General features: G+C 58.2%; 15 protein-coding genes. 1 reads left to right on the top strand and 14 read right to left on the bottom strand.

What is annotated here, in order from left to right; genetic code table 11:
- Nucleotides 1-59 precede the first annotated feature (59 nt).
- The 14 genes from QM007_RS02965 to rpsJ all read right to left on the bottom strand — a co-directional run bounded on the left by QM007_RS02965 (nucleotide 60) and on the right by rpsJ (nucleotide 9,829).
- The gene (locus tag QM007_RS02965; protein WP_283490488.1) at nucleotides 60-1,007 is read right to left on the bottom strand and encodes a plasmid partitioning protein; all 948 of its coding nucleotides are present in this window, start codon (nucleotides 1,005-1,007) and stop codon (nucleotides 60-62) included.
- A complete protein-coding gene (locus tag QM007_RS02960; protein ID WP_283490487.1) occupies nucleotides 1,007-3,286 on the bottom strand; it encodes a hypothetical protein in 2,280 nt (759 codons plus the stop codon). The genes QM007_RS02965 and QM007_RS02960 overlap by 1 nt, the downstream gene beginning before the upstream one ends.
- A 13-nt stretch (nucleotides 3,287-3,299) precedes the next feature.
- Nucleotides 3,300-4,346, bottom strand: coding sequence for an ABC transporter substrate-binding protein (locus QM007_RS02955; protein ID WP_283490486.1), 1,047 nt, complete (start codon nucleotides 4,344-4,346; stop codon nucleotides 3,300-3,302).
- Nucleotides 4,347-4,578: 232 nt separating this feature from the next.
- Nucleotides 4,579-4,851: a 30S ribosomal protein S17 gene (rpsQ, locus tag QM007_RS02950; RefSeq protein ID WP_283490485.1), complete on the bottom strand. Its 273-nt coding sequence runs from the start codon at nucleotides 4,849-4,851 to the stop codon at nucleotides 4,579-4,581.
- Between the two features lie 5 nt (nucleotides 4,852-4,856).
- Nucleotides 4,857-5,090 carry a 50S ribosomal protein L29 gene (gene rpmC, locus QM007_RS02945; protein ID WP_083090723.1) on the bottom strand — a complete coding sequence of 78 codons (234 nt, stop codon included), beginning with the start codon at nucleotides 5,088-5,090 and terminating at the stop codon, nucleotides 4,857-4,859.
- Between the two features lie 2 nt (nucleotides 5,091-5,092).
- Nucleotides 5,093-5,509 carry a 50S ribosomal protein L16 gene (rplP, locus tag QM007_RS02940; protein WP_135012890.1) on the bottom strand — a complete coding sequence of 139 codons (417 nt, stop codon included), beginning with the start codon at nucleotides 5,507-5,509 and terminating at the stop codon, nucleotides 5,093-5,095.
- Nucleotides 5,510-6,307, bottom strand: coding sequence for a 30S ribosomal protein S3 (rpsC, locus tag QM007_RS02935; protein WP_185174281.1), 798 nt, complete (start codon nucleotides 6,305-6,307; stop codon nucleotides 5,510-5,512). It abuts the gene before it with no gap.
- Nucleotides 6,308-6,673 (bottom strand): 50S ribosomal protein L22, encoded by a 366-nt coding sequence (gene rplV, locus QM007_RS02930; RefSeq protein ID WP_083090720.1) that lies wholly within the window; start codon nucleotides 6,671-6,673, stop codon nucleotides 6,308-6,310. It abuts the gene before it with no gap.
- 65 nt (nucleotides 6,674-6,738) lie between these two features.
- Nucleotides 6,739-7,020, bottom strand: coding sequence for a 30S ribosomal protein S19 (gene rpsS, locus QM007_RS02925; RefSeq protein WP_083090719.1), 282 nt, complete (start codon nucleotides 7,018-7,020; stop codon nucleotides 6,739-6,741).
- Between the two features lie 12 nt (nucleotides 7,021-7,032).
- Nucleotides 7,033-7,869, bottom strand: coding sequence for a 50S ribosomal protein L2 (gene rplB / locus QM007_RS02920; RefSeq protein WP_283490484.1), 837 nt, complete (start codon nucleotides 7,867-7,869; stop codon nucleotides 7,033-7,035).
- Nucleotides 7,870-7,908: 39 nt separating this feature from the next.
- A complete protein-coding gene (rplW, locus tag QM007_RS02915; RefSeq protein ID WP_135012887.1) occupies nucleotides 7,909-8,220 on the bottom strand; it encodes a 50S ribosomal protein L23 in 312 nt (103 codons plus the stop codon).
- Nucleotides 8,220-8,843, bottom strand: coding sequence for a 50S ribosomal protein L4 (gene rplD / locus QM007_RS02910; protein WP_237206211.1), 624 nt, complete (start codon nucleotides 8,841-8,843; stop codon nucleotides 8,220-8,222). Before rplD ends, rplW begins: the two co-directional genes overlap by 1 nt.
- 6 nt (nucleotides 8,844-8,849) lie before the next feature.
- Complete coding sequence (rplC, locus tag QM007_RS02905; protein ID WP_135012885.1) at nucleotides 8,850-9,506, bottom strand: 50S ribosomal protein L3; 657 nt, start codon at nucleotides 9,504-9,506, stop codon at nucleotides 8,850-8,852.
- Between the two features lie 14 nt (nucleotides 9,507-9,520).
- A complete protein-coding gene (gene rpsJ, locus QM007_RS02900) occupies nucleotides 9,521-9,829 on the bottom strand; it encodes a 30S ribosomal protein S10 (protein ID WP_068169589.1) in 309 nt (102 codons plus the stop codon).
- A 491-nt stretch (nucleotides 9,830-10,320) separates the two neighbouring features.
- Here rpsJ and QM007_RS02895 point away from each other — a divergent pair, with 491 nt between their 5' ends.
- Complete coding sequence (locus tag QM007_RS02895) at nucleotides 10,321-13,545, top strand: hypothetical protein (protein ID WP_283490483.1); 3,225 nt, start codon at nucleotides 10,321-10,323, stop codon at nucleotides 13,543-13,545.
- Nucleotides 13,546-13,628 lie beyond the last annotated feature (83 nt).

The following is a 13,628-nucleotide window of genomic DNA, read 5'->3' as shown; positions in this document are numbered from 1 at the left end:
TGGGCGTGGGTATCCGGTGGGTGCCTATAATAGGCTGCCCGCCGGATAGAGTGGTGGGGCTAGGCTGAGCGGCGGCGCCAGACGATAATTCCGGCAGCTACCAGGGCAGCGGCAAAGGCTACGATTCCGGCCCAGGGAACGTTGCTCTGCCTGTCGACGGAGGCTGCTTCGGTGGTAACGCCGTCTTCCTGGCTGGCGGACGCAGTAGCTGAAGCTTTTGCGCTGGCTGTGGCAGTAGCAGAGGCACTGCTCTTGGTCTGCTGGCTGGCGCTGGCTGAGGCGGTGCTTTCTGCCTCGTCCTCGGTACCGTTCTTGGCCCCGGTGGAAGTCTGGTTGGTGTGAGCGGCTGCTACTAGAGCATCGTATTCTTCTTTGCTGATCTCATTGCCTGAAGCATCCAGGTAGACTTCTCTCTCATTTTCGACAACAACGGTCGCTCCGGACTCATCGGCGGAATCACCGGCAGAGTTATTGGCCACGTCCTGCTCGATTTGGTTGATGATTGCTGAATCTACGTTGGTGTAGCTAGCCCCCTGGGAGTCGGCATTCACGCCGGTGATGGTGAAGACGGGGCTCTGGTTAGAGTAGCCTGATGTACCAATTTGGTTGCCGGAAGAGTCTTTTTTGATTTCTGTTGCCAGAAAGCGTAGGGTGTGCTCCCCCTCGGCAAGGTCGGTAGGTAGTACAAAGGATCCGTTGACGCTGCCGTTAGCATCAATTTTCTGCTGGTGGACAACGCAGGCACCCTGGGCAGCGTCAGAGGGGCAGGCGTTCCCGTCATCAATTTTGATGTAAACCTGCTCATTGGCGGGGAATCCTGTAAGGGTGAAGCTGAGGGTATCACCGGCTTTAAGACTCGTTAGCGAGACGCTGGAGTGTGTGCCCGGGGTGTTAGAGGTGGCGGCGCCTCCTGGTGGCAGTGCCAGGGCTGGTGCGAGAGTAAACAGAAGTAGGGTAAAGATACCTGTGAAGCTAAGTATCCAGGCGCGGAGGGTGAGGGTGTGCACTATATTCTCCTGGTTTTAGGCTGAGTGTTTTTGGGTTTGGCGGCAGATTTTTTGGAGGTGAGAGCAAGGGCTAGGACAATTCCTGCGGCTCCTACCAGAAGCAGGTTATTGGGGGTGAGGGTCTGCGATACCCAGCTGCTTGCACTTTCTTCCACTTCTCTAGCGGTAGTCAGGGGGTTAGAACTTGCTGTGTCCCCTGTTGGGGAGGGTTCATTTGAAGCGGCATTAGAGGTTGTGTTGGCTGAGGCAGTAGGCTCTTCTGCACTAGGGGTTGTCTTGTGACCTGAATCTATCTGAGCAGCTGTCGCCTGGGAAAGGGCGGTCGCAGGTGCTTGCCCGGCTACACGACGAACTGTGTTAGTGACAGTAGCGGGCGCGGTGTAGGGGACCTGCACAGTTTGGCTGGTAGAAGGATTTGTCTGTGCATCTTGCCTATAAGGAGCTGGCAAAGCGTTCTGTGTAACACCAGCAGCTATGTTCTGAAGCGAACTCACAGTTTCAACAGTGAGGGGCGCCCAGCCCAATAGGTCGCCCACAGCGCCCTGTTCGCCGTTCTGGACCGCGAGTTTGTAGCTACCGCCTGCCATGGTATCCGGCAGAGTGTAGCTGAGAGAGCGGTTACTATCTAGCTGTTTCCAGCCTGAACCGTAGGCGGAGCGTACAGAGCCACTCAGGTAGGGGGTGGCGATAACCCACTGGCCGGGCTGACCGCCCGGGACGCGTACAGTAACCTCCTGCCCTACACGAGTTACCTCTACCCCGTTACGGGCTGAGTCGGAAAGGTCAGAGTCGCTGACGGTATCAGGCAACGCATTGGGTGAATACTGACCAATGGTGAAGTCAAGAACACCTACACCGCCGTAGGTAACGGAGCGGTCCCCGGCGTTGAGAGAGCCGGAGAGTAGGCGCAATGAGTGGGCGCCCTCCCCCAGGGCAGGTGCACTGGTGCCGTCGGTACCATCTGGTAGGTCCAGGTAGTAGTCAATCTCGCCGGTAGCGGGGTCAGGTTTGATAATCGCCCAGATGGTGCGATTGGAGTGCACGGCGTTGGCTGCCAGATGCGAAATTTTGCCCTCATCAATTTTGACGGCGATGGTGGTAGCACGAGTGTTCTCGGTATTGCACCAGCCGCTGCCGATCAGGTGCAGTTTTTCGCCCCTTGCAACAGTGGGATTGGCGATGCGCATGGTGGGGGCACTGACATCGGTGGTGCAGACGGTACCATCGTCCTCTTTTTCGGGAAGGCTGCCTGCCACGCCGTTGATGGGTACGGGGGTTGAGCGGGCGCTGCGGGAGGTATCCCCATCCGCGTTGCGGCCGGACTGGGCAAAGACAGCCAGGTAGTCGCCGGTAGCAGCATTTTTAAGTCCCTCGGGGGCATCCACAGTGATGTCGAAGCTACCGTCCTCGCCAATGGTGTAGAGTCCCTGATTCTCCTGGACACGGTCTGCCTCGGGCATAAGGAGCACCCAGCTAGTGGAATCTGCTGCCCGGCCCTTGGAGGTCAAGTAGTCGCTAATAGCGGAGTCGGTGCGTTCGTACTGGCGTACGGTGTCGCCGTCCAAGTATTCGAGCTTGATGGAGACGGTGGAGCCACCCTGTGTGCTGTGGGTCCAGCCTTCACCGATGAGGCGAAGTTTGGCGCCCTCCCCCGTCTCAAAGGGCTGAATCCGCACGGTTGCGCCCTCAGCCTCCAGCAGGGGCCAGGTTTCTATATCATCGGCAGTGCCGTTGGGGACGGTGAAGCTCGCGGTCGAGTTACCCGCAGAGTCCCCCTCAGCTAGGGAACCGGCAAGGGCGGTGAGCGTGTGCTCACTACCGGCTGCCCAGTCTGCATCACTGGCATTGCTATTGGCCTCAGAGGGCAGCTCAGCTGTGATCTCAAAAGTGCCATCAGGGTTGGCAATGGTGTAGAAGTTAACGTTTCGAAAACGTTCATCGGTGCGGGGTTCACCGGTGAGCGGGTCAGAGGGTAGCTCCTTGTTGATGACCGCTCCCCCGTCCCATTTGAAGGCAACCACAGCGCCGCGTCCCTCGGCGGAGGACGTCCAACCGCTACCGGTGATGGTGACAGTCCCATCTTCGTTAAGGAAGGAGGTAACCTCCACGGTTTTCTTGGCAGAGGCTGTTTCTGCGCTTGCCTCAGCGGCGTGCAGGGCGGGCAGGTCGTAGGCGGGCAGGGCAGGTGCTGCCAGCAAGGCGGCGGCAAGAGCTACCACAGCTGCGTAGCGGGCAGGCGAGGTCTTGGAGGTAGAGGTTTGGGTGCCGGGGTGTGTCATAGTGGTGGCGTCCTTACTGGGCTGAGTCGAGAAGAGCTTTTTTCACGTCGGTGACGATGCCCAGCAGGAGCAGGGGACCACCTGTTGAGGTCCATTGGGAGCCGTCAACCAGGATGATGTGGTCGTCTTTATAGGCTTGCAGGTCAGTGAATCCGGAGGTCTGTTCGGCCCGTTTGAGGGCTTCGGCGGCACCGGCGAGGTCTGCTATGGAGTCCGAGTTGGGGTTCTCCTGACTGGCGCCTCCCAGGGTTCCGAGGAACATGTAATCGGCGTCGATAGTTGCCAGGTTTTCCAGGGAAACAGGTTCGGAGTGGCCGCGCCCTAACCGGTCCTGGCTGGCGGGTCGAGCGAGCCCCAGGTCTTCCAGCACCTGCCCGGCAGGTAGCTCCTTGAGAATCAGTGAGGGACCGCTACCCTGCCAGCGCACGATAGAGAAAGTTTTATCGGAGTAGTTCTCGGCGAGAGCTGTAGCGGTTTCTGTTATCAGCGCCTCATAGTCAGACTTAACCTTGGCGCCTTCCTCTGCCCGATTGAGCGCTTCGGCAACATTGTCAAAGTTCAGTTCCCAGGGACCTCCGGCGTAACCCGTAAAGACAACGGGTGCAATCTGATTGAGGATTTCCAGCACGTCAGGGCGGTTGTTGACACTGGTGCCGTCAACCAGAATCAGGTCGGGTTCTGTTGCACCAATCGCCTCATAGTCAAGCTGGGAGACTGTACCCAACAACGGCACATCGCCGGCCTTCTCAGCCAGGTAGTTAGGAACCGTGGACTGCCCGCGGCCTGCAACAGTGCCCACGGGAGTAACACCTAGGGCAAGGGCAGCATCCAGGGTGGGCTCAGACAGTGTAATCACCCGTTGAGGGCTAACGGGTACCGTCACCTCTTTGTCTTCCACATCGGTGACGACGCGGGTCTCACCGCTAGGAGTAGCGGATTCTGTGTCTCCTCCCCCACCGCAGGCTGTCAACGTCAGACCCACAGTGAAAGGCAGCAGGAGGGCGGCACGGCGCCCGAGCATCAGGGGCACGTGCTGAGTGAGGCGAGGTGTGGTGTGCATGCGGGCTGTCCTTTGTAAAAAGTAAACAATACCTAACCCTACGTTCTTAATGCCCTTACTTCAAACAAATGGGCCCCAAATACGTCATACTTCTTTAATCTATTGGAAGCCATCATTCAGGTGCCCCCCCCGCTCTCTCCCACCTTCGGCCTTAAAACAAAGAATCCCTCCCCGCCAATTGCGGGGAGGGATTCTTCTTAGCTCAGCAGAGCGAAACCATCAGAGCTAAGGTTTACTTAGCCTTTTCGACGATCTCGACGATACGCCAACGCTTGGAAGCGGAGAGCGGACGGGTCTCTGCCAGCAGAACCAAGTCGCCGACACCAGCAGTGTTCTGCTCGTCGTGTGCCTTGATCTTGGAGCTACGGCGCATAACCTTGCCGTACAGGGCGTGCTTTACGCGGTCCTCGACCTCGACGACTACGGTCTTGTCCATCTTGTCGGACACTACGTAGCCGCGGCGAGTCTTGCGGTAGCCGCGCTCTTCAGTCTTTACTTCACTCATGTGATTTAACCTTCGGTTGCGGGACGAATACCGAGCTCGCGTTCACGCAGCACGGTGTAAATACGTGCAATGTCGCGCTTGACCGAGCGGATACGACCGGGATTTTCAAGCTGACCGGTGGCTGCCTGGAAACGGAGGTTGAACAGCTCCTCCTTCGACTCACGCAGCTTCTCTACCAGATTCTCATTGGAGAGCTCTGCCAGCTTGTCGATGCTCAGATCCTTTGATCCAACTGCCATTTCTATTCACCACCTTCGCGACGCACAACGCGTGCCTTCATCGGGAGCTTGTGGATTGCGAGGCGCATAGCTTCACGAGCCACTTCTTCGGATACGCCGGAGAGTTCAAACATGACTCGACCGGGCTTGACGTTTGCGACCCACCATTCGGGTGAACCCTTACCGGAACCCATACGGGTTTCAGCAGGCTTCTTGGTCAGCGGACGGTCGGGATAAATGTTGATCCAAACCTTACCGCCACGCTTGATGTGACGGGTCATTGCAATACGTGCAGCTTCAATCTGGCGGTTGGTGACGTATGCGGGAGTCAGGGCCTGGATACCCCACTCGCCGAACGCTACCTCGGTGCCCCCCTTAGCCATACCTGAACGCTTGGGGTGATGCTGCTTGCGGTACTTTACTCGACGGGGAATTAGCATTTATGCCTCACCGTTTTCTGCAGTCTTAGCCTCAGCGGGTGCTGAAGCGTTGTCGGAACGACGTTCACGGCGGGGACCACGGCCACCTGCGCGACGACGGTCGCCACCGCGGCCGTTGCCACGACGGTTACCAGCAGCCTGCTGTGCAGCAAGCTCGTTGTCGGTGAGGTCACCCTTGTAGATCCAAACCTTGACGCCGATGCGGCCGAAGGTGGTCTTTGCTTCGAAGAAGCCGTAGTCGATGTTCGCGCGCAGGGTGTGCAGGGGCACACGGCCTTCGCGGTAGAACTCGGAACGTGACATTTCAGCGCCACCCAGACGGCCGGAGCACTGGATACGGATACCCTTTGCGCCTGCACGCTGTGCGGACTGGATTGCCTTCTTCATGGCGCGGCGGAAAGCAACGCGTGAAGCGAGCTGTTCTGCGATGCCCTGAGCAACCAGCTGAGCTGACAGATCGGGGTTAGCAACCTCGAGGATGTTCAGCTGGATCTGCTTGCCGGTCAGCTTCTCGAGCTCACCGCGGATGCGGTCAGCTTCGGTGCCGCGGCGGCCGATAACGATACCGGGACGTGCGGTGTGGATGTCCACACGGACGCGGTCACGGGTACGCTCGATTTCGACCTTGGCGATGCCTGCGCGCTCCATGCCCTTGGACAAGAGTTCACGGATCTTTACATCTTCACGAACGAAGTCTGCGTAGCGTTCGCCTTCCTTGTTGGAGTCAGCGAACCACTTTGAGACGTGGTTGGTGGTGATGCCAAGTCGGAAACCGTTGGGGTTAATTTTCTGACCCATTTAGCGGCCCTCCTCCTTCTCCGGGGTAGCGACTACCACGGTGATGTGGCTGGTGCGCTTGTTGATGCGGAACGCACGGCCCTGGGCACGAGGCTGGAATCGCTTCATGGTGGGACCTTCGTTCGCGTATGCTTCGCTGATGAACAGCTCTTCTTCCTTGAAGGGGACGCCCTGCTGGGCAGCCTTCTGGCGAGCGTTTGCAACAGCTGATGCAACGATCTTGTATACCGGTTCTGAAGCGCCCTGAGGAGCGAACTTCAGAATCGCCAGAGCCTCTTCCGCCTGCTTACCACGGATAAGGTTGATGACGCGGCGTGCCTTCATAGGCGTAACGCGTACGTAAGACGCAGTTGCCTTGGCTTCCATTGCCTATCTCTCTTTCGTCTATTGCCGAAAGGAAAACGTTTCTAAGGTACGGGGTGAACCGTAGCTTAGCGACGCTTACCCTTGCGGTCGTCCTTAACGTGGCCACGGAAAGTACGGGTGGGCGCAAACTCGCCGAGCTTGTGACCAACCATGGACTCAGTGATGAACACGGGTACGTGCTTGCGTCCGTCGTGCACTGCGATGGTGTGACCGAGCATGTCGGGGATAATCATCGAGCGGCGGGACCAAGTCTTGATAACGTTCTTGGTGCCCTTCTCGTTCTGAGCTGCAACCTTTACGAAAAGGTGCTGATCAACGAAAGGGCCCTTCTTCAAACTACGAGGCATGTTTCAGGCTCCTTAGCGCTTCTTGCCAGTACGACGGCGACGAACAATGAGCTTGTCGCTTTCCTTGTTGGGGCGACGGGTACGACCCTCGGGCTTACCGTTGGGGTTAACCGGGTGACGGCCACCTGAGGTCTTACCTTCACCACCACCGTGGGGGTGGTCAACGGGGTTCATGACAACACCGCGGACGGTCGGGCGGATGCCCTTCCAGCGGTTACGGCCGGCCTTACCCCAGTTGATGTTGGACTGCTCGGCGTTACCGACGGAACCGACGGTTGCGCGGCAGCGGACGTCCACGTTGCGGATTTCGCCGGAGGGCAGACGCAGCTGGGCGTACTTGCCTTCCTTAGCGACCAGCTGGATGGATGCGCCAGCGGAGCGGCCCATCTTAGCGCCGCCACCGGGGCGGAGCTCAACAGCGTGAATCACGGTACCAACGGGGATGTTGCGCAGGGGCAGGTTGTTGCCGGGCTTGATGTCGGCAGAGGGACCTGACTCTACGATGTCGCCCTGAGCAAGCTTGTTGGGGGCGATGATGTAACGCTTGGTGCCATCAACGTAGTGGAGCAGAGCGATGCGGGCGGTACGGTTGGGATCGTACTCGATGTGTGCAACGCGTGCGTTGACGCCGTCCTTGTCGTGACGACGGAAGTCAATCAGACGGTACTGGCGCTTGTGGCCACCACCCTTGTGACGGGTAGTGATGCGACCGGTGTTGTTACGGCCGCCCTTCTTGGGGAGCGGACGAACCAGGGACTTTTCCGGGGTTGAGCGAGTGATTTCTGCGAAATCTGAGACGCTCGAGCCGCGGCGACCCGGGGTCGTCGGCTTGTGCTTACGAATACCCATTTAGATATTTCTTTCCTTCGCTAAAGTGGTCTCCGGTGCTTATGCAGCCGGACCGCCGAAGAGGTCGATTGAACCTTCCTTGAGGGTTACAATCGCACGCTTGGTGTTCTTACGAGCACCCCAACCGAAACGGGTGCGCTTGCGCTTGCCCTGACGGTTAGCGGTGTTGATGGAAGCAACCTTGACATCGAAGATAGTCTCGATGGCCTGCTTGATTTCCAGCTTGTTGGAGCGAGGGTCTACGAGGAAGGTGTACTTACCTTCGTCGAGCTGACCGTAGCTCTTTTCCGACACGACGGGAGCGATGATCACGTCGCGGGGGTCCTTGAAAGTTGAGGTGGTAACAGACATTACTTAGCAGCCTCTTTCTTAGCCTTGGAAGCAACTGCGACGAATACGTCGTAGGCATCCTTGGTGAAGATGACGTCGTCTGAGATCAGAACATCGTAGGTGTTCAGCTGATCTGCGTAGATGACGTGAACGTTCTCAAGGTTGCGTGCTGACAGTGCTACCAGGTCGTCCTTGCGGTCGATGACAACCAGTGCGTTCTTGCGGCTGGTGATCTCTGCGATTGCTGCCTTAGCTGCCTTGGTGGAGGGCTTGGTGCCTTCTACCAGGGTTTCGACAACGTGAACGCGGTCGTGACGAGCGCGGTCTGAGAGAGCGCCGCGCAGTGCAGCTGCAATCATCTTCTTGGGGGTACGCTGTGCGTAGCTACGCGGGGTCGGGCCGTGTACGATGCCACCACCGGTCATGTGGGGTGCACGGATTGAGCCCTGACGTGCACGGCCGGTGCCCTTCTGCTTGAAAGGCTTGCGACCTGCGCCGGAAACTTCGCCGCGGTTCTTGGTCTTGTGGGTACCCTGGCGTGCTGCTGCGAGCTGGGCGACTACTACCTGGTGAAGCAGGGGAATAGAGGCCTGAGCGTCGAAGATGTCAGCGGGCAGGTCTACCTTTACGGTCTTGACAGCCATGGTTTATTAGGCTCCCTTCACAGCGGTGCGAACCAGAACAACGCCACCCTTAGGACCGGGGATAGCACCCTTGATCAGAAGAACGTTGTTTTCGGCGTCTACACCCTGAATAGTGAGGTTCATGGTGGTGTGGCGTGCAGCGCCCATACGGCCTGCCATACGCATACCCTTGAAAACGCGTGCGGGGTATGATGCGCCACCGATTGAGCCGGGCTTACGGTGGTTCTTGTGGGCACCGTGTGATGCACCTACACCTGCGAAGCCGTGACGCTTCATAACACCGGCAAAGCCCTTACCCTTGGTCTTGCCAACCACGTCGACCTTCTGGCCTGCTTCGAAGAGCTCAACGGTCAGTTCCTGACCGAGTGAGTATTCAGCGGCGTCTGAGGTACGCAGTTCAACGAGGTGACGGCGAGGAGTTACGCCTGCCTTCTCGAAGTGACCGGCGAGGGGCTTGGTTACCTTGCGAGCTTCGATTGCACCAAAACCAATCTGGATAGCTTCGTAGCCATCGGTCTCAGCGTTGCGCAGCTGGGTAATAACGTTGGAATCGGCCTTGACGACAGTAACGGGCACGAACTTGCCGTTTTCGTCCCAGACCTGGGTCATGCCAAGCTTGGTGCCCAGCAGGCCCTTAACCTGGCGCTCGAACTTGTTAGTCATTTAGATGCGATCCTCTACAGCTTGATTTCGATGTTTACGTCTGCCGGAAGGTCAAGACGCATGAGGGCATCAACAGCCTTGGGGGTCGGATCAACGACGTCGATCAGACGCTTGTGCGTGCGCATTTCGAAGTGCTCGCGGCTGTCCTTGTACTTGTGAGGCGAACGGATAACACAGTAAACGTTCTTTTCGGTGGGCAGCGGCACGGGGCCTACTACCGTCGCGCCTGCACGCGTAACTGTCTCAACGATTTTCCGAGCTGAAGAATCAATGACCTCGTGGTCGTATGACTTCAGACGGATGCGGATTTTCTGTCCCGCCATCTGTCGGACTCTCTTTCTTGTCTACTTCCCTGTAACGGAGCGGTTGCTCCTTTATCTGGCGCTTGAGGTAAAGAGATGATTCTTCGTCTCTTTCGCGCCACCTCTGCGTAGGCTGAATCCGACATCTGCCGGGTTCCTCACCCTACCGAGGCACCGACCCCCGAACTCGGGCGTGTCGCTTTTTTGCTAGGGCAAAAAGGAGCGCACTTTTCCCTCGAACTGATCGATTGGGTCATATTTGGGCTTACCTTCACCCGATTCGAGAAGGAATCAGGGCTACTTTCACGCGGTAAGCGCTTGAACAACGTTATCCATCTTGCCAGAGTCCAGGCTTCCCCGCAAGGTTTTCCTGTATGAAGTGCCCAGCCCCACATTCAGCCCGCATTTCCTTTCCTCTTCTACTCAATCACGGGCGTCCGCGCACTGCATAGAAGCGGAAAGAAGCCTGTCATATACCGAGCAATAGTGCGCGCCCTCACTAGGATAAAAGTATGAGCACACACCCAGATTTCCGGCCCCTACCTCACCGACGCTCTACTGAGAATATCCTGCTCAATATCGGTCTGTACCTGGGCAGTCTTCTGATTATCAGCGCCGCCGGGCTGCTGGCCACCTCTCTGGCCACAGCGCCGCAACAGGCCTTTTTGCTGTCTGCTCTTGCCGTCCTCTTCTATACAGCGGGGCTGGGCACCTTTCGTTGGGTTCCCAAGCTGCGGCTGGCGTCCTACGCCTTTACCGGCACGGCCCTAGCTCTTATCCCCCTGTGCGGATTCGCTTTCTACACCCTCATCTGGCCGGAATCAGGGCCCCTACTCTGGCTACTGGTTTCCTGCATCGGCACCCTTGCCGCCTGCGGCGCCCTAGCTCTGATGCAGGCCCGGGTGATGAGCTACCTGGCCCTAGCCTTTTTGGTCTCTGACGTCCTGGCCATGTCAAAGAACCTGCAAGTCGCGCTGATCTGGTATTTCGTTGCTCTCCTCGTCCTTGCAACCGCGCTTACTCTCTGGCTGCGGACCTTCCAGGACCGCATGCCTACTCAACTCGCCGCGGGTTTTCTCGATGCTTCTCGCATCTTCGTTCCGGTAACTGTAGGCGCTGCCCTTTTCTACACCAGCCTGGCACCCTGGGAAATCAGCATTATTGCGGCGTTGGCGACCCTTTATGCGGGTGCCCAGCTCAGGCAGCCGCCCACCTGGCTCTACTACCTCCAGGCCCGTATCTATTCCTTGCTAGCGGTAGCTGCCCTAGCCCTGTGGCTTCACGAGCGCAGCGTCACCTCCTTCCCTTTCTCTATCCCTGTTGCCCTTTTCCTGGTGGCAAGTGCACTCGTACTAGCTTGGGCCCGTCCTCCCCTACCCTGGCGGGTGGACGTCGATGCTTGGGTCACCTGGGGACTCGCCCAGCCTTTCCTTGCGTCTGCCCTCGCACGGCTCATAGACCAGATGCAGGCAGTTCCCACCTTTATTGATACCGCTCCCGCAACATCGCTGGTTTCTTTCACGCAGGAGAGTCTTTCAAGCACGATGCTCCTGGGCCTCATCAGCCTTGCCAACTGCGCTTCCCTCGGCGTTTTAGCCTACCGCACCCGGTTCAGTCAGCACCTTCCCCTAGGTGCCTTAGCTCTGGCGTGGGTAGGATTTTTCGTTCTACCACCGGATCCCCTAGCGGTTAACCTAATTCTGCTTGGGGTTTTCTGCCTGCCAGCAGCGAGAGGCAACGCTCAAGAATTCAACGGCAGCGAAGCTACCCGCTTGCGCTCCGTCCGCTGGGCTCAGTTCACCACGCTCATGGTCACTGCTGTCGCGGTTCTTGCTCTAGGGTTCGCAGCAGGTAGCCCCCGTTACCTTGGGTTAGTCCTTCTGGTGGCAGGAGCGTCCACTAGCTACCTCCTAGCCGAACTTCTCCTACGTTCCCGGGCAACAAAACCTGCTGCACTCCACAGGCGTCTTCCTGTCTCCCAGGTCTTCCCCTTTTTTGCTCTCCTCGCGGGCCTTCTCGGAACAACGGCAGCTATTACGATGCGCCCCTCAGTATCGTTGACCTTCATGGCTCATACCGAACCGATAGGGTACGGAATTCATAGCCTTGGGCTCGGGGTTTATACCGGGCTGACCCTTTGCACTGCCTTTCTCACCCTGAGCAGGGCTCTGGCTACCCGCACAATGCAGGGCAGGGCTGCGGCTGCCCTCATTTCACCTCACGGAGCGGACGCCCCAGCCCAGCTACGCTCGCCTGGCAGCCTTGAACCGGTAGGGCTTTTGACCACGTTCTATGTGGTTGTACCCCTGGCTCTCATCATGCTGTGCGCAGGACCCCTACCGGCTGAGTACACTCTCCTTGCCCTGGCAGTCGCGGCAACGGGCATCCTTGCTGCCCTCCCCCTGCTGAGTTCCCCAGCGCGCTCTCATGCCCTGGTTACCTTTAGGATTTACCTGGTGGGCGCCGCTGTCGTCGTGATGAGTTTTTCTTCCTTCACTGGCCGCACCCTGCTACTGGTCTTCCTGAGCATTACAGCTCTCCTGGCTGCCAGCTCCATACTCTTGCTATCTCGTAGAACTCCGTCTCAGAGCCCGGTGGAGTACATGGTGGCTCTCTGTTTAAGCTGGGTTTCTGCTGCCGTGAGCCTATTCCTTATAGATACAGACTGGAACCCCACCACGGCTCTTGGCGCTCTCATACTCCTGGCACTTGCTCTCACCTGGCTGCGAGCACCCCGCACCCAGGGCGTCCTTGCTGCCCAATCAGGCCTCATCTCGGTTGCCCTCACCGTGGGCCTGGCCACCCTGCTATGGGGGCTCACAAGCCTCATCAATGTCGCTGTTTTGACTTGGATTACGGCGAGCATTCTAGTAATTACTACCCTGGGAGCGGCTCTGCTGCCAGCAGCACAAGCTGCCCGTCCTCCTATTCCGGGTCGTGCATCTCTGCGTGTACGTCCCGCTGACCCGCTAGGACGGTGGGGCTACCAGCACAACCGGGGCATGTCACTCACAGGCCTGATTATCGCTCATTTCACCGGGGTCTATCCCTACTTCGCCGATGAAAGCTTGCCGCTCGCGCTGATTCTTGTTCTGCTTTTCACCCTGGCCTGGTTCCTGCTCGTCTCCCCTGCCGTCCGGCCCGCAATCCTGCTTCTAGGGCTCAATAACCTGCTCCTGAAGACCCTGCTCTATCACGATATGGATAACGGGGTGTTCTACTTCTTCCAGGCCCTCACCCTCAGCTGTGCACTTTTGGCTCTGGTAGGCCGCCCTGATGCGCTGCCGATATGGATGCGCGCCCAGCCTGCTGGCCTCCCACGTCAGAGCAACCGCCCTGCCCGTCTTTTCTGGTTAGCCTTTAGCGCCCAGGTCTTCTATAGCCTGCTCATTCTCCCCTTCAACTATCCCTATCTAGCCCCCTACGATACGATTTTGCTGCTTGCTGCCACCGGCACGCTTCTCGGGGCCTCCTCCACGGTAGGGAAAAAGCTGGCTCCTCCCCTCACGGCTCTACTACTGACCTACCAGGTGCTCTATGTCTTAGACGGCTTAAATGCCTGGTCGCTCCTCTTCCTGGGCTTTGTTCTCATGGGGCTCGTTATCTGGCGGCTCCTTGCTCGGGCAGAAGAACCTGCAGCGCAGCCTCAACCCCAGAGCCAGCCTCAGAACCAGCTCCACCCCCAGAGCCAGGGCAATCGCGAGACTCCGGTTATCCCCTGGGCTAAGCATCAATAGACACGCTGCTCATCAGGGGCTCATCAAAGAAACAAAAAAGGGGCTGGCCCCGCAGATTGCTCTGCGGGGCCAGCCTTCTATCG

Source organism: Rothia sp. SD9660Na (genome assembly GCF_030064065.1).
GTDB lineage: Bacteria > Actinomycetota > Actinomycetes > Actinomycetales > Micrococcaceae > Rothia.
The sequence above is the reverse complement of the archived record's forward strand: the minus strand, read 5'-3'. Positions and strand labels throughout refer to the sequence as shown.

Excerpts from the sequence above, each read along its gene's own strand:
- QM007_RS02960 (WP_283490487.1), bottom strand. The coding sequence starts at position 3,286 with ATGACACACCCCGGCACCCAAACCTCTACCTCCAAGACCTCGCCTGCC.
- QM007_RS02955 (WP_283490486.1), bottom strand. The coding sequence starts at position 4,346 with ATGCACACCACACCTCGCCTCACTCAGCACGTGCCCCTGATGCTCGGG.
- rpsQ (WP_283490485.1), bottom strand. The coding sequence starts at position 4,851 with ATGAGTGAAGTAAAGACTGAAGAGCGCGGCTACCGCAAGACTCGCCGC.
- rpmC (WP_083090723.1), bottom strand. The coding sequence starts at position 5,090 with ATGGCAGTTGGATCAAAGGATCTGAGCATCGACAAGCTGGCAGAGCTC.
- rplP (WP_135012890.1), bottom strand. The coding sequence starts at position 5,509 with ATGCTAATTCCCCGTCGAGTAAAGTACCGCAAGCAGCATCACCCCAAG.
- rpsC (WP_185174281.1), bottom strand. The coding sequence starts at position 6,307 with ATGGGTCAGAAAATTAACCCCAACGGTTTCCGACTTGGCATCACCACC.
- rplV (WP_083090720.1), bottom strand. The coding sequence starts at position 6,673 with ATGGAAGCCAAGGCAACTGCGTCTTACGTACGCGTTACGCCTATGAAG.
- rpsS (WP_083090719.1), bottom strand. The coding sequence starts at position 7,020 with ATGCCTCGTAGTTTGAAGAAGGGCCCTTTCGTTGATCAGCACCTTTTC.
- rplB (WP_283490484.1), bottom strand. The coding sequence starts at position 7,869 with ATGGGTATTCGTAAGCACAAGCCGACGACCCCGGGTCGCCGCGGCTCG.
- rplW (WP_135012887.1), bottom strand. The coding sequence starts at position 8,220 with ATGTCTGTTACCACCTCAACTTTCAAGGACCCCCGCGACGTGATCATC.
- rplD (WP_237206211.1), bottom strand. The coding sequence starts at position 8,843 with ATGGCTGTCAAGACCGTAAAGGTAGACCTGCCCGCTGACATCTTCGAC.
- rplC (WP_135012885.1), bottom strand. The coding sequence starts at position 9,506 with ATGACTAACAAGTTCGAGCGCCAGGTTAAGGGCCTGCTGGGCACCAAG.
- rpsJ (WP_068169589.1), bottom strand. The coding sequence starts at position 9,829 with ATGGCGGGACAGAAAATCCGCATCCGTCTGAAGTCATACGACCACGAG.
- QM007_RS02895 (WP_283490483.1), top strand. The coding sequence starts at position 10,321 with ATGAGCACACACCCAGATTTCCGGCCCCTACCTCACCGACGCTCTACT.